We start from the raw sequence: 24,210 nt of genomic DNA, 5'->3' as shown, positions 1-24,210 counted from the left end.
GAAGCCTTACTTTTTTGTTTGTTTCGGTAAAAAAGTGTTTTTTCCGGAGGTTACGGTAAAAAACAAAACTTTTATGAATCGAATATTGATATATATTATTTGTAGGCGCTTACATAAGGGTTGAGGAGGATTAAAATGAAAGTACTAGCGATTACATCGTGTCCAAATGGGATTGCCCATACTTATATGGCTGCAGAAAACTTACAAAAAGCAGCGGATAAATTAGGAATTCAAATGAAAGTTGAAACACAAGGTGGTATAGGTGTTGAAAATGAACTTACTGAGCAAGAGATTCGTGAAGCGGATGGCATTATTATAGCTGCAGATCGCGTAGTAAGTAAAGATAGATTCGTAGGTAAGAAGCTATTAGTTGTAGGAGTTAAAGACGGTATTCGTAAACCACAGGAGTTAATACAAAAAGTAGTAGATGGTAATGTTCCTGTTTATCATTCGGATGTGAAAGAAAAAGGAAATGACTCACAAGGTAAAGGACAAAATCCAATATACCGCCATTTAATGAATGGTGTATCGTTCATGGTTCCTTTCATTGTGGTAGGTGGATTATTAATTGCAATTGCATTAACACTTGGTGGGGAGAAAACTCCTGGTGGTTTAGTAATACCAGAAGGGTCTTTTTGGAAAATAATTGAGCAAATAGGAGGAGCTTCATTTTCATTTATGGTTCCAATTCTAGCTGGATATATTGCTTATAGTATAGCTGATAAGCCTGGGCTTGTTCCTGGTATGATTGGCGGATATATCGCAGCAACAGGAAGTTTCTATGGTAGTGAGAGTGGGGCCGGCTTCTTAGGTGGAATTATCGCAGGTTTCTTAGCTGGTTATGTAGCTTTAGGAATTAAAAAGTTAAAAGTACCAAAAGCGCTTCAACCAATTATGCCAATTATCATTATTCCGGTATTTACATCGCTTATTGTTGGTTTAGCATTTGTATTTATTATCGGTGCTCCTGTAGCTCAAGTATTTGAATCATTAACGGCTTGGTTAGCGGGTATGCAAGGTTCAAGTTCAATTCTTTTAGCATTAATCTTAGGTGCAATGATTTCATTCGATATGGGTGGTCCAGTAAATAAAGTAGCATTCTTATTTGGTTCTGCAATGATTGGAGAAGGAAATTATGAAATTATGGGGCCGATTGCAGCGGCAATTTGTATTCCACCAATCGGGATGGGACTTGCTACATTTATAGGAAAGAGAAAGTTCCAAGAGTCAGAAAAGGAAATGGGGAAAGCCTCATTTACGATGGGCTTATTCGGTATTACAGAAGGAGCTATTCCTTTTGCAGCGCAGGATCCATTGCGTGTTATTCCAAGTATTATGGCTGGTTCAATGACAGGTGCTGTTATTGCGATGATTGGTAACGTTGGGGATAGAGTGGCACATGGTGGTCCGATTGTTGCTGTACTGGGAGCAGTAGATAACGTATTTATGTTCTTTGTTGCTATTGTTGTAGGTTCTACTGTAACAGCAGTCGTTGTGAACGTATTAAAGAAAGATATTTCAAAAGTTGAAGAAATACAAGAATCAAAAGAAATGAAAGAAGTTTCAGCAACGAAGGAAGTAGCGGAAGTTCAAGAGCAAGTAATAGAAAAGAAAGCTGAAAAGGTAGAAATTCAGAAGTTAACAGATATAACAAGTTTAGAGCTTATTGATATTAACCTATCGGGAGAGACACGTGACGATATTATTGATGAAATGATTGGGAAATTAAATACTGTAGGTGCTTTACATTCTGATTCGGAATTTAAGCAAGCTATTATGAATCGTGAAGCAGAGAGCACTACCGGAATTGGAATGAATATTGCGATTCCTCATGGGAAGTCAGATGCAGTAAAAAAACCGAGTGTTGTATTTGGAATTAAACAATCGGGAGTAGATTGGAAAAGTTTAGACGGAACGGATGCAAAATTAATATTTATGATTGCAGTTCCGAAAGAGAGTGAAGGAAATGAACATTTGAAGATTCTTCAAATGCTTTCAAGAAAACTTATGGATGATAGTTATAGAGAGAGATTAATATCTGTCCAAACGAAAGAAGAAGCACATAAGTTATTAGATGACATCGTATAAAATGGAGGATTTTAATCATGACAGAACCGTTATTTTTTGCACCCGTTTTTAAAGAGAGAATATGGGGTGGTACGAAATTAACTTCTTTCGGATATGAAATACCATCAGAACAAACGGGTGAATGTTGGGCATTTGCCGCACATCAGAACGGACAAAGTGTAGTGAAGAGAGGAAAATATAAAGGTTTATCTTTAGGACAATTATGGAATGAACATCGAGAGTTATTTGGAAATATGGAGGGGGATCGATTCCCTCTTCTTACAAAAATCTTAGATGCAAATCGAGATTTATCTGTCCAAGTACATCCAGATGATGAGTATGCACGTATAAACGAAAATGGTGAGTTAGGAAAAACTGAATGTTGGTATGTTATTGATTGCAAAGAGGATGCTGAGATTATTTATGGGCATCATGCAAAGTCAAAGGATGAACTAGTAGATATGGTTGAACAAGGAGAATGGGACAAGCTATTACGACATGTAAAAGTGAAGCCGGGTGATTTCTTCTTTGTTCCAAGCGGAACTGTTCATGCAATTGGTGAAGGCATTTTAATATTAGAAACGCAACAAAACTCTGACACTACTTATCGATTATACGATTATAATAGAAGAGATTCAGAGGGAGAATTACGTGAACTGCATCTTGAGAAAAGTATTGAAGTGATAGAAACACCATTTGTTTCAGACCAACGAACTATTCAATATGAAAAAATAGAGGATTTACATGTAACAACGTTTATTGAGTGCTCTTATTTTTCAGTGAGAAAATGGGAGTTAGACGGAGTGGCTAACTTGACGCAAAAAAGTCCATTTCTTCTCGTAAGTGTAATAGATGGAAAAGGAGAGTTGGTACATGGTAATGAGAAATATTCGTTTGAACAAGGGGATCATTTCATATTACCAAGTAATTTTGGGGAATATAGGATTGTAGGATGTGCTGAATTTATTATTGCGAGCGTGTAAGAGAGAAATATATAACAGGAAAGGGTATCGTCGACAAAATATGTTCGACAATACCCTCTCTTTTTTTGTCTTATTTTTGCTATACTAAACTGTACTATAATACAGGGTGGAAGGAGGAGAATGATGAAAATACTTGTAGTAGATGATGAATCGAGTATTCGTAATTTGATTCGGATGCAGTTAGAGATGGAAGGGTATGAAGTATTGACGGCCGCTGATGGGAGAGAAGCTTTAGAAAGATGGAATGAGCAGCCGGATGTACTTATTTTAGATGTGATGCTTCCTGATACGGATGGGTATGAGTTGTTACGTTTATTCCGGGAGAAGGAGCGTGATATTCCGGTGCTTATGTTGACAGCGAAGAGTCAGATGAATGATAAGTTACTTGGTCTTCAGCTTGGAGCTGATGATTATGTGACGAAGCCTTTTAATTATGCGGAGCTTATTCTTCGGGTGAAGAATATGGCGCGGCGTGTGAAGAAGAAGGAGGTTCCTTTAAATCATGAGGTGATTGGGGCTGGTGATTTACTTATTTGTCCAAAGGAACGAAAGCTTCATGTGAGTGGGCAGGAGATTCAGTTAACGTACCGAGAGTTTAATTTATGTCAGTTGTTTGTTTCGAATCCGCAGCGTGTATTCATGAGAGATGAGCTACTCGAGAAGGTATGGGGGTTTGAGTATATCGGAAATACGAGAGCGGTTGATATTATGGTGCAAAGGCTTCGAAAGAAACTAGGTACGAGCGGGGAGTATATTAAGACAATTTATGGTGTGGGGTATAAGCTTGATTGCTAAAAGGTGATGATATGTCTTTAAAACGAAATATGGTGTTTGGAATAGTTGGATTGTTGATTCCAATTCTTGTTCTTTTGTATGCGGTTGTTTATATTGCACTGGAGAAGAATGTGTATCATAATGCGGCAGATTCCTTAGAAAAGTTAAGTGTGGAAGCGCAAATTTATACGATGAATTATTTAGAGAAGGAAGCAGAAGTGGAGACGTTAGGTCCTAATTCGCTTTTAATTGCTTCGTATTTAGCGAAGCGAATGGATGTCCGGGTGCAGATGATTGGGAAGAATGGAGATGTTGTTGCAGATACACAAAAAGGAGCGTTACTTCATCGGAATATTGATATTGAGAGTTCTTTGAAGGGAAAGAAATCGTATGTTTTCGAGGAGGGAGACCCAGCTCCAATTCTTTTGTTTTCAAGTCCGGTTTATTATGGAAACGATGTCATTGGGAGTATTCGTTTTATAAATGAGTTAACGGATGAGAAGGAAGTTTTAACAAATGTGAGTTGGACGTTTTTAATAACGTCGCTTTGTTTAGTAGCTGCTGGTATTTTCTTTGCGATTCGTTTGGCGAAGTCTCTCCATAAACCAATTGATCAGTTAAGGCAAATGGCATATCGGCTTGCGAATGGAGATTATGAAAGTAAGATTGAGCTAAATGAGTATGTGGAAATTGCGCAGCTTTCAGCGTCCTTTAATGCGATGGCTGATGGGATTGAGCTGCATATTAAGCAGCTGAAGGAAGAGAAAGAGAAACAGAAAGATTTCTTGGACCGCATTACGCATGAGCTGAAAACACCACTTACGGCAATTATCGGTTATGTGGATTTAATTCCGAAGTTACAATCGAAGGAGGATGTGCAGGAGAGCCTCCGTTATGTGTCTGTAGAAAGTGAGCGTCTATTATCACTTGTAGAGGAATTACTTAAGTCTTCAAAGTACGGGAAGAGTACGTTTGAAGTGTCACCTACAGTCGTGAATATTAAAGAATTGGCAGAAGAAGCGGTTTCGATTGTGAAACTGAGGTTGCAGCAGTTTGAAATTGAAGTTATGAATGAGTTAACGGAAGTACACGTCGTTGCGGATTTTGATAAGACGAAGCAAATTTTCTTGAATGTGCTTGATAATGCGATTAAATATAGTGATGCTACGCAAGTTCGTATGAATGTAATTATAAATGAGCAGGAAGCGAAAGTTTTTGTTCATGATGATGGTATTGGTATGGATGAAGGTGTGCTTGCAGAATGGAATGAGTCTCCGGAAGGTAAGGTGCTTCCTTCAAGTTACGGGAATGGCTATGGCTTATACATTTGTCAGGAGATTATGAAGAAGCAAGGCGGAAGTATGCGAATTGAGAGTAGTGAAGAAATGGGGACTACAATATGCATTACATTTTTACTTCCGAGACGGATGGAAGACATAAAAAACTTGAAAGCGGTTAAATGATACATTTATGAAACAATTATGCGGTATTTTCGAAACAACGTTTTTTTATCTTGGAGGTAGGCAGAAATGAAAAGGCTATCATTTCAAATTCTTATGTTTGTCTTTTGTATGATCGTTTCTCTTATTTTGTTTTATGTTATTGAGAAGCAAATATATAATCGAATCACAATTGTGGATGACAAACAAGCCGTTTTACAAAGAGTGAATGAATCCCTTCCTACTGAAGTGAAAGTAAGGCATGAGAAGTGGGGAGAAATTGTTGTAACGGATGAAGTTCGTTTGCATACGATTGTTTCATTCTTTGACCGAATTCGAATAGAACCGAGAGAAGCGAGGAATCAAGAACAAGTATTTACTGGAGAAGTAACGTACTTGAATGGACATAAACGTACTTTTGCAGTAGGTGACTTGTTCCAGTACGAGGCTAATGTATACGGAAAGAATGGCACGGATCCGATGATCTCAGCATTTCAAACGTATTTGTTAAGTCTGTATTATACACCAGAGCGCATTAGTAATTTCTTTGCGGAGGCAAAGGAAGTTGTAGTGAGGCAAGGGGATGTAATACGTACTATAGATCTTACGCAAATATTTGATTCTATTCGATACGCAAAGCAAATTACAGATTACGGAGAAATTCAGAAATTATTACAATCACAGAATGAGCCGATTGCTTATATTACTGCCTATAAAACAGGCAAACGTGTAAAGAATGAGCGGGAGGATATTCTAACTATTTCTGTGTATCCATCGTACTTTGTTGTGCAATATCTCGGTGATAATAACGGGAATGTCATGTATATGAAGGGCTCCCTAGCAGAATTCCTTGTAAAGGAGAGTGTGTCATGAGAAAGATAGCCTTTTTCTTCTTTTTGCTAGTAATCGGAGGAGCGATGTCTAGTTGCTCTCGAGATACAACCTCTATTAAATATAATAAAAGTGGTCTCCCTATTTTGGATGATCGTCATCTCGTTGCGTATGTAGCGGCCCGCGAGGAAGTTGGTGAAGCTTTGCTTTCGTCATTTTGTAAACAACGCGGGTGTACATATGAATTTATTCGTCTATCGACAGAAGAACTTCTTCGGAGAGTAGAAGAGGAAGCTGGAAATCCGAAGGCGGATATTATTATTGGCGGTACAGTAGATGCGCATCAAATGATGAAGCAAAAGAACCTTTCTATTCCTGTTACGACCCAGCATGCGAATCGTATTTCAAAGACTGTTAAAGATAAAGATGGTTATTGGTACGGTTATGAAGTGGAGAAACTGGCAATCGCGATTAATAAAGAGCGGTGGAATGAAGAAATAGCGCCGCTCGGTCTTCCATATCCATCAAGGTGGCAAGATTTATTAGATCCGGTATATACGGGTAAGATTGCAATGCCTGATCCAAACGTTTCCGGCACAGCATATACTTTGTTTCAATCACTTATTGATACTTTAGGTGAAGAAGAAGCGAAAGAGTATGTTAAGAATCTTGCAAGGCAAGTTGGTGAAGTGACGGTGAATGGTTATATGCCCGCAGAACTGGTTGCGAGCGGTGAATATATGATAGGCATCAATTTTGCGGGCGATCAGAGAATGCTTCAGAAACAAGGCTTTCCTATTGTAAGTAATGAACCTGAGCAAACAGGATTATCTGTTAATGCGATTTCGAAACTGAAGCGTGCACCGAGTGGTATTATTGCGGACTTATTTATTGATTATTGTTTATCAGAAGAAGCGGGGCACATTTTAGAAAAAGTTTCGTTTGGCGTACCAACGATGTTTGCGAAGAATCAGAAAGAGATAGAAGGTCAGCCGGTTAGAAGGACGAACAAAAATATATCAAATAGTGGAATAATCGAGATATGGAATAGACAGCGTCTCTCTCAGCAGTGAGAAAAGGAGACGAAAGAATATGTTTAAATGGCTTAAGCCAGCACCTGCAATTGAGAGGTTACCAGCGGATATGATCGCTAAAGTATATACATTACTGCGTATTCGTGTGCTAATGGGAATTTCAGTTGGGTATGCTGCTTATTATTTAGTGCGCAGTAACTTTACGTTATCAAGTACGTATTTAGTACAAGAATATGGTTTTAGTACAGCTGAAATTGGATTGCTAGGTTCAGTAATGGCAATTGTTTATGGATTTAGTAAGTTCTTTATGGGGAATTTATCCGATAAAGCTTTCGCCCAGCGTTTTATCGCAGTCGGATTATTCTTATCAGGGCTTGTAAATATTTGCTTCGGCTTTGCATCTTCATTTGGAATGATTGTTACATTACTTGTCCTAAATGGTATTGTACAAGGTATGGGAGCACCACCTTGTAGTATCGTTATGACGAAATGGTTCTCGAAGAAAGAACGTGGTACGAAAACAGGTATTTGGAATATTTCACATAACGTTGGTGGAATGCTTGTGCCGCCACTTGTTGGAATTGGTGTAGGTATTTTTGGTGAAAATCATTGGCAAGGCGGCGTGTTTATTTTCCCAGCGATTATCGCAATGGTAATTTCAGTTCTTGTTTGGATTAATGCGAAGGATACACCAGAATCTGAAGGTCTTCCTCCAATTGATGAGTATCGTAATGATTATGAAAATCTTGAAAAAGCAGATAATGCTAATAAGATGTCACCAAAAGAAATTTTGATGAAATATGTAGTGACAAATAAGTTCGTTTGGTATTTATGTATTGCAAATGCATTTGTTTATTTAATTCGTTTCGGTGTTATTAACTGGGTTCCGCTGTATTTAACAACAGTTAAAGGTTTTTCAAAAAATGAAGCACATGCTGCATACGCGATTTTTGAAGGTATGGCAATTCCAAGTTCATTAATCGTTGGTCTTTTAAGTGATAAATTATTTAAAGGAAAACGTATGCCATTATGTATTATGAGTATGGCTGGTGTTGTTGTTGGTACGGTTGTATATTGGCAAGCATCTAGCGTACTTGTTGTAAGTATTGCAGTTTCTATTATCGGTTGTTTAATTTACGTACCACAGTTTTTAATCGGTTTAAGTGCGATGGAATTAGTACCGAAATTTGCAGTAGGTACAACAGTTGGTATGTGTGGTCTGTTCGGTTATGTAGGTGGAAGTCTGGTAGCAAACGCAGCAATTGGTGTTATTGTTGATCGTTCTGGCTGGGATGGCTGCTTCATCTTACTATTAGCAGGCGGTATTTTATCAACAGTATTCTTATTTATCGTTCAACGTGGGCATGAAAGAAAAGGTCCTAAAGTAGCATAATAGTTTATTCGGGAAAGCGATCCAATCATTATTTTGGATCGCTTTTTTTATATAAGGAAACCTTTCCTTAAAACTATCTTAAAAGATAGAATGTCATATTTCTAATCATTGGTATTTTTGTTACAATATAAATGATTGTGTAAAACTTTGTAAAATGAGTGTAACAATGTAAGTGGGGATACAATTTTCCGAAAGTTTTATACAATTAAATATCTATTAAACTATTAAGATATAAAAGGAGAGAGAATATGTTACCAAATACGGTTCGTACTCCAAACAAGAAGAAGAAATGGATTATCATCGGAGTTATTGCACTAATTGTTATTGTAGCAGCAGTTAATATTTTTGTTATGCAAGGTAAGAAGAAAGGTACGGCGAAGACAGATGCTGTAAGTTTTGAGAAAGTGACAGAGCGTAAGCTTAATAATACGAAGTTAATTTCGGGTCAGGTGAAGCCAGGGAATATTGAAAGTTTCTATGCGGATCCGACTAAAGGAAAAGTGAAAGATATCGCAGTGAAAGAAGGACAAGAGGTAGAAAAAGGAACGAAACTATTCTCTTATGATAATGAAGAAATTAATCTTCAAATGAAGCAAGCTGATCTTGATCAGAAGATGGCTGATATGCGTTACAATCAAGGGAAAAAGAAGATTGATTCATTGAAGAAAGAAATTAAGAAGGTAAAAGATAGTGGGGCTGGGAAAGAAGTAACAGACCCGATGGAAGAGCAAGTAAGCGAGTTAGAAATGGCTCAGAAAACAACTGACCTTGAGAAAGAAAAAGGGAAGTTACAAAAAGAAGAGTTAAGTAAAAAACAGAAAGAACTTACGATTTATAGTAATTTCACTGGTGTTGTACAAAAGTTAGACAAAGATGCGGCACAAAGTTCATCTCAGGCATTAGGTGGTCAAGGGAAAGCATTTTTACAAGTTGCTTCTAAAGATCCGTTCCAAGTTCAAGGGACTTTAACAGAGCTTCAAAAGTCACAAATTCAAAAAGATCAAACGTTCACTGTAACTGCGAAAGCAAATAATAAGAAAAAGTGGACAGGTAAGATTACGGAAGTAAGTGAATTCCCAACGAGTGCAGAGATGGCTCAAGCTGCTGGTGAGGGAACTCAAAATATGTCTCAATATACATATAAAGCAAGTCTTGATAGCCAAGATGGTTTATCTCCAGGTTATCACGTTTCTCTGCAAGTAAATTTAGAGAATAAGACGATGATTGCTGTTCCAAGTAAGAGCATTGTAGAAAAAGGCGAAGATGCATTTGTTTATATTGAAGAGAAAGGAAAGCTTCGTAAACAAAATGTGAAAAAAGGTTCTACTGATGGAGACTGGACAGAGATTGTTGAAGGCGCAACAGTGGGGCAAAAGGTGGTTAAAAATCCTTCCGACGACGTGTATGACGGAATGGAAGTGAAAGAGAAATGATTACGTTAAATAATATTGCTAAAACATATTATCAAGGAAAATTGGCAGTTCCGATTTTACATGGTATTAGTTTAACAATTCAAAGCGGTGAGTTCGTTTCTATTATGGGACCGTCTGGTTCTGGTAAATCAACGCTTATGAATATTATCGGTTGTTTAGATCGTCCAACAGAAGGTGAATATATGTTGAATGATGTGAATATCTTAACAGCAGACGAGTCAAAACTAGCTTTAATTCGTAATGAATATATCGGTTTTGTATTCCAGCACTTTAATTTGCTGCCGCGTCTTTCCGCAGTGGAAAACGTTGAACTTCCGCTCATCTATGGTGGGGTGAAGAAAGCAGAGCGTCGTCAGAGAGCCCTTGAAGCGCTTGGGAAAGTTGGATTATCAGATAGAGTCCATCATTTGCCTAGTGAGTTATCAGGTGGACAGAAGCAACGTGTAGCGATTGCAAGATCGATTGCAAATAATCCAACGTTTATTATGGCCGATGAGCCGACAGGTGCACTTGATACGAAGTCTGGTGCACAAGTTATGGACATTTTCACGAAGCTCAATGCAGAAGGTACGACGATTGTTATGGTTACGCATGAAGAAGAGGTAGCAGCATATTCTTCCCGTCGCATTGTACTGCGAGATGGGAAAGTTACAGAAGATAGAAGGTGTGCAGTATGAGTTTACTAGATAGTATGAAAATTGCCTTATCGTCTATTTTAGCTCATAAACTACGCTCAGCTTTGACGATGCTAGGGATTATTATCGGTGTAGGCTCTATTATTACCGTCGTTGCGATTGGGCAAGGCGGGGAAGCTGCACTGAAATCCCAATTTGTTGGATCAGGTAATCAAACGGTACCGATTCATTATAGTGCCGATATGAATGATCCTTTTGGTATGGCGATGGTAGAAGCACCGAAGATAACTGAAGAAGATATTTTTGAAATTAAAAAAATTCCAGATATCGCACATGTTGTAACAACAAATTCAAGTATGGAACCAATTGATATTGAAGATAAAATAGAAATGGTGAGTATTACTGGATTAGACAGTGAGTATTTTTCAGTAAATAAAGTAAAGTTGTTAAAGGGACGTTCTTTACAAGAATCAGATGTGGATCAAGGTAATAATGTTGTCATGATTAGTAAACAAATGGAAGATAAGGTGTTTAAGGATGCCAATCCAGTCGGTAAAATTATTGAAATGAAGGGGCAACCGATGCAAATTATCGGTGTCTACAAATCAGATAACGAGTTTATGGGAATGGGACCATCAGAAGCACTAGTTCCAATTTCATTATGGCCGACACTGTATGGAAAAGATGAAATTCAAAATATTTCTGTTCAAGCAAAAAATGTAGATAATTTAGAAAAAGCAGGTAAAAAAGCTGCAGATGTGTTAAACAGTCGTAAACCGACTGATGCAACTGGTAAATACGAAGTTATGAATTTAAAAGAACTTCAAGAAGGTATTTCAAAGATGACCGGTATTATGACAATGATTATTGGTGGTATCGCTGGTATTTCATTAGTCGTTGGTGGTATTGGTGTTATGAACATTATGCTCGTATCTGTAACGGAGCGTACGCGTGAAATTGGAGTACGTAAAGCACTTGGAGCGACGCGTAGTAAAATTTTATTACAGTTTTTAATTGAAGCAGTTATGTTAACGCTTCTAGGTGGTTTAATCGGAATTGGTCTTGGGTATGGCGGGGCATATATCGTTTCCACATTTGCGAAGTGGCCACCGCTCGTTTCATGGGAAGTCGTCGTTGGGGGCGTATTGTTCTCTATGACACTAGGTATTATTTTCGGATTAATTCCAGCAAACAAAGCTGCGAAATTAGATCCGATCGAAGCACTTCGTTATGAGTAGATTGTTAGTGTAGTAGAGAAGGGGTTCTCTACTACACATTACCGTTCTAGTGGGCGGTTCGTAGCCTCAAAATGAGGATGTGAACCGCCCGTTAGAACGGGTTATATAAATAGAAGGAGGCGTTATAATGGAAGCGAATTTGAATACGCAAAAAGTTAGCGGAGAGAAGCCATCATTATTTGGAATGATTACATCTCCAGGTTTGCAGTTTGAGAGAATGAAAACGAGTGAGAAAGTTTGGGGTATGTTCTTCCTAGTTGCATTGTTACAAGGACTTGTAGGTGGTTTGACGACATATGTCGTGAACACATCACCTGAGATGATTAAAATGCAGAAAGAATTGGGTGAACTTGCTGGCCAGAGTTCAATTACATCAGAAGTTATTTATGGGATTGGATCTGGTTTTGTTGGAGCAATGATTGGTGCATTATTTGTCGCAGCTATTTATAAAATATTTATGATGTTCTTTGGAAATGATACATCTTATAAAAAATTATTAATGATTGTTGTATATGCTAATATTGCTCTTATTATTGGTGGACTTATTAATGGCGTTATAGCTTTAATTCTAGATGGTGGAGCAACACAGTATACAAGTTTAGGGCCGTTATTTGAGCAAGGTTCACTTGCATATGGAATCGGTAATACAATTGAAGTGTTCTATTTATGGAACTTAGTTTTAATTTGGTTAGGATTACAAGCTACAGCAGGATTAAGTAAAGTGAAAGCAGCTATTCCAATTATCGTCTTATTCATTATTAAAGCGGTATTCTTAGCGGCGATTGTTGTATTAATTGCAACGTTCTTACCAGGTATGCCTGTATAATATGATTGGATTAAAAAGGTGACTCTTTCGAGAGTCACCTTTTTTATTTTTACCCCTATTTCAAATACCCCTATTAGAATTTCAAATACTGCCTAGTGTAATTTCAAATTCCAGCAGCAGTATTTGAAATTACCCACAATGAAATTTCCTTTCTCATTTTATATTGTAGAGGTACCGCGGAATACTGAAGAGGTATACCTTTTAGAAACGGGCACTGTGTGAAGCCAGCGACTTTTGCAGATACGGTTGTTTTGTATGAAGGTATGATTGTAAATCAAATAAAGAGGTTAAATATTTACCAGGATTATGAAGAGTATTATCAATGTGGTTTAATTGGTCTTTGGCATGCTTATGAAAGGTATGAGGAGGAGAAAGGGAGTTTTCCTGCTTATGCGGTTGTAACGGTACGTGGTTATATATTGGAAAGGTTGAAGAAAGAATGCGTAGTGCAAGAGCGCTATGTATGCACGGACGAGTATGAGGAACGATTTGAGTGTGAAGATGCTGGAACGAGGGCGAAGGATTTTATGAGTGTGTTAGATGAGAGGGAGAAGCATATCATTTCAGAGCGATTTTTTACAGGGAAAAATATGGGGGAGATAGCTTCTGAAATGGGGATGACGTACTATCAAGTGAGATGGGTATATCGACAAGCGCTTGAGAAAATGAGGGATAGTGTAAGGGGATAAGAATAATAAGTAGAATGGAAGGCAAGAGAAATATTGCCTTCCATTCTGTTTATTTTAAGGCAGTAAATGTGGCAAGAGGGTTTTTGAGTGTAGTGAATCTTTTATGTTCATTCGGGATAATACATGTCCAGCTTTCAAAAATTGTTGCTGTAACTTATGAGAACCTATTTGTATTGTTATGGTAGTTCCGTTAAAAAAACGAATGTTAGCTTTGTTAGTTTTTTTGGGAAACTCTATCTCATCTATATGGTTATAGAACAACCAAATGCAGCTTGGAGAAGAAGGAGATTCTGTTGGGAAAACGAAAATATATTCTTTGTGATTAATCGGAATTGGAACATTTTGTTTGAGCTTAAAGTTTATTTGGACTGCATGACGTCTACCTTGATAAGTAGAATGAACATGTGTTAGACAAGATTTCTTTATGAGTTGGATAGCTGTTTGGCAAGAGTACAGAGGGTTTCCGCTACTGTCGATAATTTTTGTCCGGTAATAAGGGTGTTTGCAAGGTTCGAGCATCATTGTAGAACTAGAAATAAAAATATCATTCTCATTATCCATGATTCTAAAATCCTCCCTTATGAAAATTATTATTCCGAATATAATTATATACGAATTATGTAAAATTATTATTAATCTTTTGTTTCGTATTGTAAATTTTTACGGTTCGTTTACAATCAATAGATGATAGTCTTTCTAATTTGCATCGCTTGTACATATATATGAAAATAGAAAAGAGTAGGCGGTGATATAGCATGAAGAAAAAGTATATTATTATGGCTCTAGCTGTTGTTCTCTTAGTTTATTTAGCAAACAGTAATCCGGGTAAGGGAGAATATACGGATTGGGCAGCAAAACAATTTATGAAGCGTAATGATGTGAGTAAGAAGCTAGAAGAGGTTGAGAAAGAAAACAAAGAGGGTATACTTGGCGATCTAGCATCAGCGGGCAAGAAATTGGCAAATAAGTATGTTGAACCACAAGTTGGATTATTAATTGAGCATTATACAAAGCGAAATGATTATATTTTCTTCTCAACATATACGACAGAGTTTGATTTAGGCGGAGAGAATTATAAGTATGTTTGTGTTGGTTTTTCAAACATTTTTATTCCAATTGAAATGCCGAAGAAAAAAGACGAATCTGCAAAATAATGCAGATTCGTCTTTTTGATTTACGGAGTGATCTGAACTTCAGATACGTTTTTTTCTATGAGGCGAGCCCCTTTTTTACGAGTATTTTCACTAATTGATGAAAATACAGATGAAGAAAGAATGGTATCCATTACTTGATTTACGACTAGTTCATTTACTGGTGTGATGGGATTTTCGATAGAAAAGGAAACTGTTTTTCCATCTTCTTTCACGAAAATTAACTCTAGTACTTGCATGCTTTATTCCCTCCTTTTTAATTATAGATTAGAAAGATCTGACGTGCTTACAAGTTGTACAGCGTGAAGTGATGATTGTTGTAGTGAAGCAAGAGCACGTGCTACTTCATATACTTTTCCTAAATCTGCATTTGTTTTCACACGTTTGAATTGTTTGTTCTTAAAAACTGTTTTACCGTTTTTGTCTAATCCTCCGTTTAATACAAGGCGTAAAGTTAAATCCATTATGATTGTTTCAACTGCCATGTTTATCACCCCCTTTCACTTTATAAATAGGGTGTAAATGTCATGTTTTGGCGTGAAATTTTTTCTTTTTTTTGGTACTCTTAAAAGACTAAGAGAGGGGTTTTCGGAAGAATGAATCGTAAATGGTTATTTTGGATTCCTGTATTACTATGGATGGGGATTATTTTCTATTCTTCAGCACAGCCATATAAAAAACAGGATATGCGCTCGGATATTGAGCAATATATAAATGTTGATTTTGTGAAAGAGCATTTTTCATGGGTATCTATCGATTATGGGGGAGGTACACCTGTTAGTATCGCAAATAAAGGTGTAGGTGGATTTGTTGAGTTTTTCCTTCGTAAAGGTGCTCATTTTATGGTGTTCTTTATGCTCGGTTCATTGACGTATTATGCTTTTCATCGATCGGGTTATTCGAGAAAAAGGTGCTTTGCATACGCCCTCCTTTTCGTTGCGGGGTATGCAACATTTGATGAAATTCATCAATGGTTTACAGGAGACCGTACACCGATGTGGCAAGATTCATTGCTTGATACGTGCGGCGGGTTAACAGGAATTATAATAAGCAATTGGTTTTGGCATAGAAAAAGGAGCTAATCTCAGTTAGAGATTTGCTCCTTTTTCATTTATCCCGCTATTTGTGGGAATAGAAACATCCATCTTATCCCGCATTAACTGCCCGTAAAAGCCTTCACTTTATACGCCAAGTAATTCTTTTAGTTCGTCGGTTGATAGTTCGGTCATCCAACTATCGCTTGTAATGACGGCGTTGTTTAATGATTGTTTTCGTTCTAACATTTCATCAATCTTCTCTTCAAGTGTTCCCGTTGTAATAAGCTTATGAACGTGAACGAAGCGTTTTTGACCGATGCGATAAGCACGGTCTGTTGCTTGGTTTTCTACAGCTGGATTCCACCAACGGTCATAGTGAATGACATGGTTGGCGGCGGTTAAGTTTAATCCTGTTCCGCCGGCCTTTAACGATAAGATGAAGATGTCATACGTTCCGTTTTGGAACTGCTCAATCATCTTGTCACGCTCTTTCTTCGGTACGCTCCCGTTTAAGAAGAGGACGCGCTGACCGAATGTTTCTTCTAACATACTTTTTAGCATGTTCCCCATGCCAATGTACTGAGTGAAGATTAAGCAACTTTCATTTTGGTCTTTTATATTTTCGATGAGCTCCATTACCGTTTTTGTTTTCATAGAGCGCTCGACGATATTTTGTGGTTCTTCTTCTTTCAAATAAAGGGCTGGGTGATTACAAATTTGTTTTAGCTTGTTCAGCATAAGTAATATAAATCCGCGTCTTTCAATTCCGCTTAATCCTTCTACATTTTGTAATGTATCTTGAACAAGTTGTTCATATAAGGAAGCTTGTTCGCCAGTTAGTGGACAATAAGCTTTCTGTTCTTGTTTATCTGGTAAGTTTAATGCGACCGTTTGATCTTTCTTCGTACGACGCAGTAAAAACGGCGAGATAAACCGCTGAACTTGCTGGATTTTTCCTTCATCGCGGTCCTTTTCAATCGGTGTGACGAAGCGGCGCTGGAATTGTCCTAAGCTTCCGAGATACCCGTGATTGATAAAGTCGAAAATAGACCAAAGCTCAGCAAGTCGGTTTTCCATCGGTGTACCGGTTAAAGCAATTTTGTGATTTGCTTGTAGGTTTCTTACTGCTTTCGACTGTTTCGTATGTGGGTTTTTTATATTTTGTGCTTCGTCTAAAATAACAGCGTCCCAGCATAACGTACTAAGTTCTTCTTCATCAAGCTGAGCTAATGCATAAGAAGTTAATATAACATCTGCTGATTGAAGAAAATCTTTAAATGACTCATCCTTAGATCGGTTACTTCCATAGTGTAACTGAACACGTAAGCTTGGTGCGAAACGCTCAAATTCTTTTTGCCAATTTCCAAGGACTGATGTTGGTGCCACAATTAATGCAGGACCTGTTTGGAGATTGTTTTCTTTAGCGTATAGTAAGTAAGTTATCGTTTGAATACTTTTTCCGAGTCCCATATCATCGGCTAATAACGCTCCAAATCCAAGCTTTCGTAAGTATAGTAACCACTCAACACCGTGTTGTTGATACGGGCGGAGTGTTGCTTGTAGCGAAGATGGTACATCTACTTTTGGAATATCTCCAATGTGTAGAAGTTTTTGGAAAAGCTCTTCGTAATATCCATCTAGCTCGATTTCAATATCGGTAAACGGACTATCGTCTTCTACAATTTCTGTTTCTGCTGTATTAGATAAATGTTGCTGCAACACATCTTTCATTTCAAGTCCATATTTATCGGCACGGTGCATTAGTTTTTTTACTTCTTCAATAAAGGCAGGATCAAGTCTCATCCATTGACCATTTAAATTGAAAAGACGTTTGTTTTGTTCAACGAGTTCGAAAAATTCGCTTTCTGATAAATCAATTCCGTCCGTTGAAATGCGCCAGTCGAAATTAACGAGCGTATTCATGCCGAAGAAAGACTGTGTTTGTGCTGTACTTTGCTTCAGCTGTACACGCAACCTCGGTTTTGTTGCTTTTAAATTTTGCCACCATGATGGTAGTAAAATTGTAATACCTGCTGCCAGTAATTCATTACTTGCTTCGGTTAAGAAGTTCCAAGCTTCCGTTTCAAAGAGTTCTTCTCGGAACTTGTCGTCCTCTTTTAGCCACGGTACGAGCTTACTGAATCCTTCTTGTGTTTCAAGGATACGTTCTTCGTAATCGTGCCATCGTTTTGGTAAGGAATCGATACTTTCATATACATATATGCGATGTGCACCACGTTTTGGTGTAACGATTGTTTCAAGCTTCCACATTTCAAGTTCTTCTTGCGGTTCTTGTAGTCTTAAGCCGACTGTAAATGGAAGATCATCTTCAATGTAACCAATTTTTCGAAGCCAATCCTCTTCATGTAGTGCTGCTTCCAATTGCCTTTTCGTAAAGTCGTAATGTTCGTATAGTCTCTTTGCATCTTCCCATCCGTCATTTGAGCGAGCATCTTGCAAAATACTTTCATTCACAGCGGCAGAGAAAAGAGATGCTAACATGTCATCTTCAATTGAAGTATTCTGAACTTTCCAAGATGGCTGCTGAGACCAATGCTTCATGTCAGGTGCGAAGCTGCCGCTGACGAAAGCGTCCCATAATTCACTTGCGTCCTTTGTAAGTGCCGTAATAGGACCGTTCATTTGCATATTTGCAAATGAATTCATCGGTTTATTTGCGATGTATTCAAATGCCTGTGCATTCGTTAACATAACGCCTTGTTTTCCCTCATACGTTGCTTCTTTTAAAAACGTTCCGTAGAAAGAAGTAGAGTGCCATGCGAATGCATTTTTTTTCCAAGTTGCTACGGATAAGAGCGTACCGCTATCATCTTCTCCCCAAAGGAACCAACCTTGACTAACGTGCTGGAGCCTAATTGTTACTTCAGTTTGTATGATCATCGATTAATTTTCCTCTCCGTAATTCCTCTTGTAGTGCACGCAGACGTGAATGTAAGTTAGCGATATGAATAATGAAAGCATCCCATTCATCAGTTCGCTTCAGTCGTTTATAAAGCATACGTAATTTCTTTAAGTAACGAACGGCACGTTTATATGATTTGCGATTTCGCTCTTCAATTGCTTCCATTGCGGCATGGTGATAAAGAGGAAGTGCTGCTTCGGGCGCTTCTTTTTCAATATCTTTCAATGGTTCTTTCAAAAGTTCGATTACTTCGAATCCATATAAGAGCTGAAGTTCCGTCCATGCATGGTATTGTTTCTTCGCAAGTACATATTGTTCATAATTTGTGAAACTATACGGTAATAGTTCTTGTAAAATCATTTCTAATCCCGCTTGTTCATTCGTATGTGTTGCATATGTCTCATACATCATCACAAATAATCGAACGATATCTTGTATGAAGACGGTATTTTCTTGTTCCGTTATCGTTTCTTTTACTTGTTTATAAGTAAAGGAAAGCCAATCTTTCCCGCGGTCCCACTCCATCGCACTTAATAGCTCTTCTAACCAATAGAAGTAAAGGCTCACAACAGAAGAAGGTTGTTTTTCCAGTAATTCCATTGCCGATACATCTTCACCGTTTAAAAAGAGCAGGTGAGAAGATGCTAATGCTTTGGAAAGTGGATTGATTTTAGTATCGATTCGTTTTTTTTCTTCTTGTAGCTGCTCCTCTGTTCTTAACAGTTCACCCCATACGTGACGATAAATGAAGAATCGCTCTTGTGTATAGGCATCGGTAGAGAAGAATGCTTCATGTATGAGCCGCGCTGTTTCTTCTAAAATCGGTTTGGATTCTTCTGGAATCGCCTCTGTTTTTAGGTCCCTAACGGTAGATTCAACTTTATCAACGAATAGGCGAACGACGTTAACTGGTTGGTGATAAGAATATAGTTTGTTTGCTTCAAATTCTTGAATTTCTTCTAATAATTTTTGAAAGCAATAAAGTGCCGCGTGCAACTTAAATAATTCATGAATAGCAACGATGCGCGGAGCTTTCCGTTCTAATTTTGTATAGAAGTCTGTAAAAAGACTCATAAGAAAATACATTTGTTTATAAGTGAGCCGCGCTTGTTCTTTTTTAAATGATTCATATTCATTTTCAAAGTATGTTTGCCAACTTTTATAATCCATTTCTTCAAAAGCTGATGATTGCAATACTTGTCGTGCAGTTCGAATAGGAGGAAGAGAAGGTTTTGTATTATTTTTGAATAAAGTTAATACATCTCCTACTTGCCCAAAACTAGAAGCTGCAGATAGTAACACAGCAAGCATATGCTGACATTGCGTCGGCGCGAAGCAATCGCAATAGCTTTCAGTGACATTACGAATCGGGATGTGAACGCTATATACACTGCCTTCAGCATTTACAGTTCCGGATAGCGTATAGCCATCAAAGTCAACGTTATAGACAACACCACTACGATATAGTTGCCGAGCTGTAGCGACATGCTCTTGATCAGCAACTTGCTGTGGATCAAGCCCTTGAACGAACTCATTCGCAATCATCATAATTTCATCTTTCGTAATTGAGTCTTGCAGCATAATATTCCTCCGTACACAGATTTCTTTCCTTTACCATTATAAACAAAAAATGCTCAAAACAGAAAAAATGAAATTCTAATTACACAATTAGAAAATCATGGTAATATATATAATGTTAATTTTGTATATTACTATGTAATTAAAAGGAGAGAATTTGTTTGTCAGATTTACAATCGAAGTTTGGTAATGGCATGAATAAGTTGCAAGAGGGAATTGAGCAAGGAAAGATGAAGTTGCAAGTAGCACAGGAAATGGCGCAATTAAAGAAGATTACACAAGAGAAGTTACAAGAAAAAACTGAAATTTTACTTGAACTTGGTCAAACGGTATATATGCAACTTCGTGATGATGAAGTTCGAATAGATTTGTTGAAAGCTATTGTAGCACCAGTGCAAGAGCTTGATGTTGCTATTTATAACACGCGCAGACAAATTTCTAATTTACAGAAACAAGAACAAAAAGGACAGTGTAGTTGCGGTGGTCCATTATCATTAAATGATAAATTTTGCGGGCAGTGCGGTAAAGAAAATGAGTTACTCCTTCAATCAAAAAATATTGAAAAAGAAGCATGTTCTTCATGTGGTGAACAAATTGCAAAGGAAGCTACATTCTGTCCAGCATGTGGTATGAAGCAAAGTAAGGAGTGAGGAACATGTATTGTAAAATTTGCGGTTTAGAACAGCCGGAGGCAGTAAACTATTGTACACATGACGGCTCAAGTACAGATAGTATAGATAGCCATGTTATGTTAGTCCCGCAATCTTCGAAGTATTGCCGAACATGTGGACAGGAAAGTAAAGAATATGCTACATATTGTGAGAAATGCGGTGATTCTTTATTAGGAGTTGCCCAAAAAGAATCGAACATGAAATTACCAAATGCAGGAGCGCAATTACATGTAAATGCATCAGGAAGTATGCTGAAAAAAGGATTATTCGGTGGTGCTTTTGCAATTGTATGTATGTTCATTGCAGGCTTCATTGGCAGTTTAATAATAGATTCTGCTATAAATGATGTAGTGGAGACAGCGGTTAGAAATACGGATGGTATGTTGAATATGAATACCATTAATCAATCATTTATTGGTATAGCACCATTAATTTTAATGTGTCATTTAATAGGTATTGAAATTAGCGGGAGCGGGGCATACACGATGTCATTCCTTCTTCATATCCCATTATTCATCTTGGTAACTATTCCGGCACTTATATTAGGTGGAAGTGGATTTTTTGTTGAAAGAAAAAAACCTTCAATTAGTTGGCGAGAGAAGTTCATGACATCATGTGTAATTGGCATGATATACGGTATTTTCTTATGTATTGTAAGCTTTATGGCAAGTTCTTCTACATCTATTTCTTATTTCTATCAAACGATGACTATTGATGTTGTATATTCTCATGTTGTTAGTTTATTGTTTGGTATTATATTTGGTCTATTATTCAGCTTTATTGGTATGAGTATTGAAGCAGGACCACATCGTATGCTTTCTTCTACTAGTCAGTTTGTCCCGTATGTAACGTCTATTTATTATAGTATAGTGACTGTTTTGAAAGGACTACTTATTACATTTGGTATTATACTTATTACGATTTTATTTAGTAGTTCAAAATCAATGGGTCCAATTGATTTTCCAGAGAAGGCGTATAAAGTATTACTTTCTTTAGAAGCAACACCTTTCATGTGGAATATGGCCCACCTTTCTCCAACTGAAATTGAGTGGGGGAATATGGAGAGAGAAATGCATAGATATTCAGTCGAAAAAGGGCCGCTGCATGTATCGTATATGTCAGGCATATCAATACAGGGTACGTCTTTAAAAGACCTGGAAATCGCTAATGGTGCTAGTGCTGATCGTATAAAAGATATTGATGATTTTAATTCATATTTACATTGGTGGGGATTATTAATTCTTCTACCATGTATTCTACTAGTTAGGGCTGGAATGAAATTGGCTCAATATCGTATGCGAAATATGTACGTAACTATAGCAGTGTTTAGCGCTGTTTATACAGTGATGATGCTTTGTGTAAATGGATTAGCAAAAATTCATATTACAGCTTCAGGAAGTAAGGAAATTATGAAGGAGTTCGCTGGAATTTCTGGACCGATATTATCTATTCAAAGTAACACGCTATATTTAATAGTAGGTAGTTTTCTTATTTCTTACGTATTAACATTCGCGGGTATGAAATTAGTAAAAAAATAAGGGGGAGAAATACTTGAAGTTTTGTGGAACATGCAATAAACAAGTTGCGGATCATTTGAACTTTTGTCCTGATTGCGGAAGTAAAGTAGAAGAAATTGCTGATCAAACAGCTTCTTCTCACTCAGAAATGCGGAGAGAAACAAAGTCAGTGAAAAGTAAGAAGAACATGTTTTTACTTATAGGTTTTGTCATTGTTTTTGCTATTTTGTTTGGCGCATATAAATTCGGTGCTAGCAAGTTTTCGAAGGAAAAGCAAGTAAATGCAATGATTGAAGCATTCCAAAATAAAGATGTGAATGCAATCGATGAGATTTTGAAAGTAGACGATCCAACCTTAAAGGTTAAGACAGAAGATATTAAGGCGTATATCCGTTATTTAAAAGAGAATCCTTCTTATAATAAAGAACTGTTATCATATTTGCAAAGAGAGACAGTAGATCAAAAGTTAGCAAGTGATAAAGCATCTTTTAAAGATGGGAAAATTATAGAAGACGGGAAAGAATGGTTCTTGTATCCGAAGTATAAGTTCAGCATGAAGTCGTATTACATGAATGTTAGCACAACTGCAAAGAATGCTGAAATATATGTGAATGATAAAAAAGAAACAGAGCTTTCTAGTGACAAAACTTCGAAAGAATTAGGTCCATACTTCCCGGGTGCTTATGTTGTAAAGGCAAAGGCGAAGACGGAACTTGCTGAATTAGAGACAGAAAAAGAAGTGGATTTAGCAGATGAAAAGAATGGGACAGTAGAAGTGAATTTATCACTTGAAGGAAATTATGTAACCATTTCGTCTGATGAAAACGATGCAACGGTATTTGTTAATGGCAAGAAACGCGGAAAGTTAAATTACGGAAGTTATAAACTTGGTCCTGTACCGACGGATGAAACGGTAGAAGTACATTTGGAGAAAAACGCTGAATTTGGTGTGATGAAATCTGAAAGTATTAAAGTTGGAGATCAAAGTACATATTACTTAAAGTTCCCAAAAGAAGCTTCTAGTTCAGCGGTTGGAGATTTTGTACAAAATCATATTTATAATAACGTGCGTGCAATTGCATTAAACGATTTTAGTTTAATTGAAAATGATTATGATAAGAGTGGGAAATCGTATAAGGAAGACCGTGATTACTTACAATATCTACACAAAAAAGGAATTACAGAAGATTTATTGACAATGAATATTCGCAATGTAGAACGTCAAAGTGCGACGAAATATAAAGTAACGACATATGAAGAATATCATATTCGTTACGGTGACGGCTCTGTAAAATTCAAGAGCTTTAATAATGACCATATCGTTACTGTTAACGGAAATGGAAAGATATTGTACCATTCTCTTGGAGCGAATAATACGCTGAAATCAGAGGAAGTATCTGGTCCGAATCGTTAATATAAGAAAGAGGCTGTTCAATTTTGAACAGCCTCTTTCTTTAGGTAGCTTGCCGTTATTGTCAATCTTTGACGGTAAATCGATATTCCATGTTGAACCGTTGATATAATTTTCTCTACTCGTGTTCATGAAGGGAAAGTAAAAAGGATATCACCTAGTTGGGAAATTCTACTAGGTGATATCCTTTTTTGCAATTAGAAGCGGGCTTCCTTTAATATCGCTTGTACATATGGATCATTTAATATTTGCTTTATGAGCGGTAGCATTTCTTGCTCGAATGGAATATCAATAGGGAATGGTTTTTGAGAGCCTGGTTTTATTCCGTATTGTACGAGTTTGTAATGTGTATTTTCTTCAGACTTGAGCACAATTAATTTATAGCGATTGTCATCGTTTGTTAGTGAGAAGTCAATTGCGATTGCATCATATGTTATATCATCTTTATATATGTACGGTTTTGGTGTACCGACCCAATCTACCTTAGCTTGTAAATTCATGGACGTCACCTCCTTATATGTATTATATAAAAAATAAAAGCCAGCTCTCAATAAAGAGAACCGGCTGTAATTTAGCAGTC

23 protein-coding genes are annotated in these 24,210 nt (G+C 37.2%); 17 read left to right on the top strand and 6 right to left on the bottom strand.

Annotated features, from left to right (window positions below):
* Positions 1–135 precede the first annotated feature (135 nt).
* The 12 genes from MKY90_RS26735 (at position 136) to MKY90_RS26680 (ending at position 13,342) form a co-directional block, all read left to right on the top strand.
* Complete coding sequence (locus MKY90_RS26735) at positions 136–2,088, top strand: PTS fructose transporter subunit IIABC (RefSeq protein ID WP_341092998.1); 1,953 nt, start codon at positions 136–138, stop codon at positions 2,086–2,088.
* Positions 2,089–2,105: 17 nt separating this feature from the next.
* The gene (gene manA, locus MKY90_RS26730; protein ID WP_341092997.1) at positions 2,106–3,050 is read left to right on the top strand and encodes a mannose-6-phosphate isomerase, class I; all 945 of its coding nucleotides are present in this window, start codon (positions 2,106–2,108) and stop codon (positions 3,048–3,050) included.
* A gap of 123 nt (positions 3,051–3,173) precedes the next feature.
* Positions 3,174–3,845 carry a response regulator transcription factor gene (locus MKY90_RS26725; protein WP_060749215.1) on the top strand — a complete coding sequence of 224 codons (672 nt, stop codon included), beginning with the start codon at positions 3,174–3,176 and terminating at the stop codon, positions 3,843–3,845.
* Positions 3,846–3,856: 11 nt separating this feature from the next.
* Positions 3,857–5,287 carry a HAMP domain-containing sensor histidine kinase gene (locus MKY90_RS26720; protein ID WP_201053694.1) on the top strand — a complete coding sequence of 477 codons (1,431 nt, stop codon included), beginning with the start codon at positions 3,857–3,859 and terminating at the stop codon, positions 5,285–5,287.
* Positions 5,288–5,353: 66 nt separating this feature from the next.
* Positions 5,354–6,136, top strand: coding sequence for a DUF3919 family protein (locus MKY90_RS26715; protein WP_002089688.1), 783 nt, complete (start codon positions 5,354–5,356; stop codon positions 6,134–6,136).
* The gene (locus tag MKY90_RS26710) at positions 6,133–7,167 is read left to right on the top strand and encodes an ABC transporter substrate-binding protein (protein ID WP_012262014.1); all 1,035 of its coding nucleotides are present in this window, start codon (positions 6,133–6,135) and stop codon (positions 7,165–7,167) included. Before MKY90_RS26715 ends, MKY90_RS26710 begins: the two co-directional genes overlap by 4 nt.
* A 19-nt stretch (positions 7,168–7,186) precedes the next feature.
* Positions 7,187–8,521 (top strand): MFS transporter, encoded by a 1,335-nt coding sequence (locus MKY90_RS26705; RefSeq protein WP_002139072.1) that lies wholly within the window; start codon positions 7,187–7,189, stop codon positions 8,519–8,521.
* Between the two features lie 248 nt (positions 8,522–8,769).
* Positions 8,770–9,954 carry an efflux RND transporter periplasmic adaptor subunit gene (locus MKY90_RS26700; protein WP_341092994.1) on the top strand — a complete coding sequence of 395 codons (1,185 nt, stop codon included), beginning with the start codon at positions 8,770–8,772 and terminating at the stop codon, positions 9,952–9,954.
* The gene (locus tag MKY90_RS26695; protein WP_002130002.1) at positions 9,951–10,631 is read left to right on the top strand and encodes an ABC transporter ATP-binding protein; all 681 of its coding nucleotides are present in this window, start codon (positions 9,951–9,953) and stop codon (positions 10,629–10,631) included. Before MKY90_RS26700 ends, MKY90_RS26695 begins: the two co-directional genes overlap by 4 nt.
* A complete protein-coding gene (locus MKY90_RS26690) occupies positions 10,628–11,827 on the top strand; it encodes an ABC transporter permease (RefSeq protein WP_063219421.1) in 1,200 nt (399 codons plus the stop codon). The genes MKY90_RS26695 and MKY90_RS26690 overlap by 4 nt, the downstream gene beginning before the upstream one ends.
* A gap of 127 nt (positions 11,828–11,954) precedes the next feature.
* On the top strand, positions 11,955–12,653 hold the full coding sequence (locus tag MKY90_RS26685; protein WP_098167549.1) for a Yip1 family protein: 699 nt from the start codon (positions 11,955–11,957) through the stop codon (positions 12,651–12,653).
* A 218-nt stretch (positions 12,654–12,871) separates the two neighbouring features.
* Positions 12,872–13,342 carry a sigma-70 family RNA polymerase sigma factor gene (locus tag MKY90_RS26680; RefSeq protein WP_002089676.1) on the top strand — a complete coding sequence of 157 codons (471 nt, stop codon included), beginning with the start codon at positions 12,872–12,874 and terminating at the stop codon, positions 13,340–13,342.
* Positions 13,343–13,396: 54 nt separating this feature from the next.
* On the opposite strand, the gene MKY90_RS26675 is transcribed toward MKY90_RS26680, so the two are convergent.
* Positions 13,397–13,903: a competence protein ComK gene (locus MKY90_RS26675; RefSeq protein ID WP_341092990.1), complete on the bottom strand. Its 507-nt coding sequence runs from the start codon at positions 13,901–13,903 to the stop codon at positions 13,397–13,399.
* 194 nt (positions 13,904–14,097) lie between these two features.
* On the opposite strand from MKY90_RS26675, the gene MKY90_RS26670 reads away from it, so the two are divergent.
* Positions 14,098–14,496, top strand: a complete 399-nt coding sequence (locus MKY90_RS26670) for a DUF4359 domain-containing protein (RefSeq protein ID WP_002034805.1) — start codon at positions 14,098–14,100, stop codon at positions 14,494–14,496.
* 20 nt (positions 14,497–14,516) lie between these two features.
* Here MKY90_RS26670 and MKY90_RS26665 read toward each other — a convergent pair whose 3' ends face one another.
* Positions 14,517–14,732 carry a DUF2922 domain-containing protein gene (locus MKY90_RS26665; RefSeq protein ID WP_215599165.1) on the bottom strand — a complete coding sequence of 72 codons (216 nt, stop codon included), beginning with the start codon at positions 14,730–14,732 and terminating at the stop codon, positions 14,517–14,519.
* A gap of 21 nt (positions 14,733–14,753) precedes the next feature.
* A complete protein-coding gene (locus MKY90_RS26660) occupies positions 14,754–14,978 on the bottom strand; it encodes a DUF1659 domain-containing protein (protein WP_151305012.1) in 225 nt (74 codons plus the stop codon).
* A 111-nt stretch (positions 14,979–15,089) separates the two neighbouring features.
* Between MKY90_RS26660 and MKY90_RS26655 the strand changes: the two genes are divergently transcribed.
* Complete coding sequence (locus tag MKY90_RS26655) at positions 15,090–15,575, top strand: VanZ family protein (protein ID WP_341092985.1); 486 nt, start codon at positions 15,090–15,092, stop codon at positions 15,573–15,575.
* A 99-nt stretch (positions 15,576–15,674) separates the two neighbouring features.
* On the opposite strand, the gene MKY90_RS26650 is transcribed toward MKY90_RS26655, so the two are convergent.
* Together MKY90_RS26650 and MKY90_RS26645 are read right to left on the bottom strand one after the other, a co-directional pair.
* On the bottom strand, positions 15,675–18,431 hold the full coding sequence (locus MKY90_RS26650) for a DEAD/DEAH box helicase (protein WP_002129993.1): 2,757 nt from the start codon (positions 18,429–18,431) through the stop codon (positions 15,675–15,677).
* Positions 18,415–20,034 (bottom strand): SWIM zinc finger family protein, encoded by a 1,620-nt coding sequence (locus MKY90_RS26645; RefSeq protein ID WP_002016258.1) that lies wholly within the window; start codon positions 20,032–20,034, stop codon positions 18,415–18,417. The genes MKY90_RS26650 and MKY90_RS26645 overlap by 17 nt, the downstream gene beginning before the upstream one ends.
* A gap of 158 nt (positions 20,035–20,192) precedes the next feature.
* Here MKY90_RS26645 and MKY90_RS26640 point away from each other — a divergent pair, with 158 nt between their 5' ends.
* The 3 genes from MKY90_RS26640 to MKY90_RS26630 are packed head-to-tail and all read left to right on the top strand — an operon-like array spanning position 20,193 to position 23,633.
* Entirely contained in the window at positions 20,193–20,681 is a 489-nt protein-coding gene (locus MKY90_RS26640; RefSeq protein WP_341092982.1) for a zinc ribbon domain-containing protein, read from the top strand.
* A 5-nt stretch (positions 20,682–20,686) separates the two neighbouring features.
* On the top strand, positions 20,687–22,240 hold the full coding sequence (locus MKY90_RS26635) for a zinc ribbon domain-containing protein (protein WP_131246498.1): 1,554 nt from the start codon (positions 20,687–20,689) through the stop codon (positions 22,238–22,240).
* A gap of 13 nt (positions 22,241–22,253) precedes the next feature.
* Entirely contained in the window at positions 22,254–23,633 is a 1,380-nt protein-coding gene (locus MKY90_RS26630) for a zinc ribbon domain-containing protein (RefSeq protein WP_002166436.1), read from the top strand.
* A 194-nt stretch (positions 23,634–23,827) separates the two neighbouring features.
* On the opposite strand, the gene MKY90_RS26625 is transcribed toward MKY90_RS26630, so the two are convergent.
* On the bottom strand, positions 23,828–24,130 hold the full coding sequence (locus MKY90_RS26625) for a DUF3910 family protein (RefSeq protein ID WP_002089663.1): 303 nt from the start codon (positions 24,128–24,130) through the stop codon (positions 23,828–23,830).
* Positions 24,131–24,210 lie beyond the last annotated feature (80 nt).

Source organism: Bacillus sp. FSL P2-0099 (assembly GCF_038007445.1).
In the GTDB taxonomy this organism is placed as follows: domain Bacteria; phylum Bacillota; class Bacilli; order Bacillales; family Bacillaceae_G; genus Bacillus_A; species Bacillus_A mycoides.
This window is presented reverse-complemented; position numbering and strand designations above follow the sequence as displayed.

Excerpts from the sequence above, each read along its gene's own strand:
- MKY90_RS26650 (WP_002129993.1), bottom strand. The coding sequence starts at position 18,431 with ATGATCATACAAACTGAAGTAACAATTAGGCTCCAGCACGTTAGTCAA.
- MKY90_RS26735 (WP_341092998.1), top strand. The coding sequence starts at position 136 with ATGAAAGTACTAGCGATTACATCGTGTCCAAATGGGATTGCCCATACT.
- MKY90_RS26715 (WP_002089688.1), top strand. The coding sequence starts at position 5,354 with ATGAAAAGGCTATCATTTCAAATTCTTATGTTTGTCTTTTGTATGATC.
- MKY90_RS26690 (WP_063219421.1), top strand. The coding sequence starts at position 10,628 with ATGAGTTTACTAGATAGTATGAAAATTGCCTTATCGTCTATTTTAGCT.
- MKY90_RS26660 (WP_151305012.1), bottom strand. The coding sequence starts at position 14,978 with ATGGCAGTTGAAACAATCATAATGGATTTAACTTTACGCCTTGTATTA.
- MKY90_RS26725 (WP_060749215.1), top strand. The coding sequence starts at position 3,174 with ATGAAAATACTTGTAGTAGATGATGAATCGAGTATTCGTAATTTGATT.
- MKY90_RS26655 (WP_341092985.1), top strand. The coding sequence starts at position 15,090 with ATGAATCGTAAATGGTTATTTTGGATTCCTGTATTACTATGGATGGGG.
- MKY90_RS26665 (WP_215599165.1), bottom strand. The coding sequence starts at position 14,732 with ATGCAAGTACTAGAGTTAATTTTCGTGAAAGAAGATGGAAAAACAGTT.
- MKY90_RS26645 (WP_002016258.1), bottom strand. The coding sequence starts at position 20,034 with ATGCTGCAAGACTCAATTACGAAAGATGAAATTATGATGATTGCGAAT.
- MKY90_RS26625 (WP_002089663.1), bottom strand. The coding sequence starts at position 24,130 with ATGAATTTACAAGCTAAGGTAGATTGGGTCGGTACACCAAAACCGTAC.
- MKY90_RS26710 (WP_012262014.1), top strand. The coding sequence starts at position 6,133 with ATGAGAAAGATAGCCTTTTTCTTCTTTTTGCTAGTAATCGGAGGAGCG.
- MKY90_RS26700 (WP_341092994.1), top strand. The coding sequence starts at position 8,770 with ATGTTACCAAATACGGTTCGTACTCCAAACAAGAAGAAGAAATGGATT.
- MKY90_RS26675 (WP_341092990.1), bottom strand. The coding sequence starts at position 13,903 with ATGGATAATGAGAATGATATTTTTATTTCTAGTTCTACAATGATGCTC.
- MKY90_RS26635 (WP_131246498.1), top strand. The coding sequence starts at position 20,687 with ATGTATTGTAAAATTTGCGGTTTAGAACAGCCGGAGGCAGTAAACTAT.
- MKY90_RS26670 (WP_002034805.1), top strand. The coding sequence starts at position 14,098 with ATGAAGAAAAAGTATATTATTATGGCTCTAGCTGTTGTTCTCTTAGTT.
- MKY90_RS26685 (WP_098167549.1), top strand. The coding sequence starts at position 11,955 with ATGGAAGCGAATTTGAATACGCAAAAAGTTAGCGGAGAGAAGCCATCA.
- MKY90_RS26695 (WP_002130002.1), top strand. The coding sequence starts at position 9,951 with ATGATTACGTTAAATAATATTGCTAAAACATATTATCAAGGAAAATTG.
- MKY90_RS26705 (WP_002139072.1), top strand. The coding sequence starts at position 7,187 with ATGTTTAAATGGCTTAAGCCAGCACCTGCAATTGAGAGGTTACCAGCG.
- MKY90_RS26720 (WP_201053694.1), top strand. The coding sequence starts at position 3,857 with ATGTCTTTAAAACGAAATATGGTGTTTGGAATAGTTGGATTGTTGATT.
- manA (WP_341092997.1), top strand. The coding sequence starts at position 2,106 with ATGACAGAACCGTTATTTTTTGCACCCGTTTTTAAAGAGAGAATATGG.